Annotated in this window: 1 pseudogene; it reads left to right on the forward strand. The window is 77.1% G+C overall.

Annotated features, from left to right (window positions below):
• Positions 1-827, forward strand: a pseudogene (locus ABD378_RS37780) (ABC transporter permease); the annotation flags it as partial.

The following is an 827-nucleotide window of genomic DNA, read 5'->3' on the forward strand; positions in this document are numbered from 1 at the left end:
GCCCGGCGCCCTCGCGGCCTGGCAGCTGAGCCGCCGCCCGCTGCAAGGCGCGGGGCCCGTGCTGCTGCTCGTCCTCGCCGTGGCGATGGGCATGCTGGCGATCGGCCAGAGCGCGTCCTGGGACCGCTCGCAGGAGGATCAGGCGGACTTCAGGGCCGGTACGCAGATCAGGGTGGTCGGCAGCCGGATCCCGGAGGCGCGGCAGCCCGGGGTCTACGCGTCCCTGCCGGGCGTACGGGAGGCCGCACCCGTCGCGCGCTCCACGATGGACCTCTCGGACAACCGCCAGGCGACGGTGCTCGCGCTCGACGGCGCGCGGGCGATGCCGGGGCTGCTGATCCGTGGGGACCGCGGGGACCGCGGGGACCGCGGGGACCGCGGGGACCGCGGGGAACGGCCTGCGATGGCCGGGGCCTTGAGGTCACCGAAGCCGGGGGCGGTCGTCACCGAGCGGTTCCTGCGCTCCAGCGGGGCGGGCGTGGGCTCCCGGATCGATGTGCCGCTGGGCGGCCGATCGTTGCGGGTGACCGTCGTCAAGGCCGTGGCGGAGCTGCCGACCACCGGGGCGGCCGAGGGGCAGGATGCCGAGGGCGCGTCGGACGGCGGGGCCCTGCTGCTCGACCTGCCGGGCGTGAACGCCCTGCTCGAGAAGGGCGGCAAGGCGCCCCTGTCCCCCACCGAATGGTGGCTCAGCACGGCCCCCGGCGCCTCCGCGCAGGCAGCCGCCGCCCTGCGCGCCCGCCCCGACATCGACCCCGAACAGGTCCTGGTCCGGGACGAGATCGCCGCGGAGCTGCGCGACGACCCGCTGGGCGCGGGCCCGCAGT

The organism is Streptomyces rectiviolaceus, assembly GCF_039533825.1.
Classification (GTDB): Bacteria; Actinomycetota; Actinomycetes; order Streptomycetales; family Streptomycetaceae; genus Streptomyces; species Streptomyces rectiviolaceus.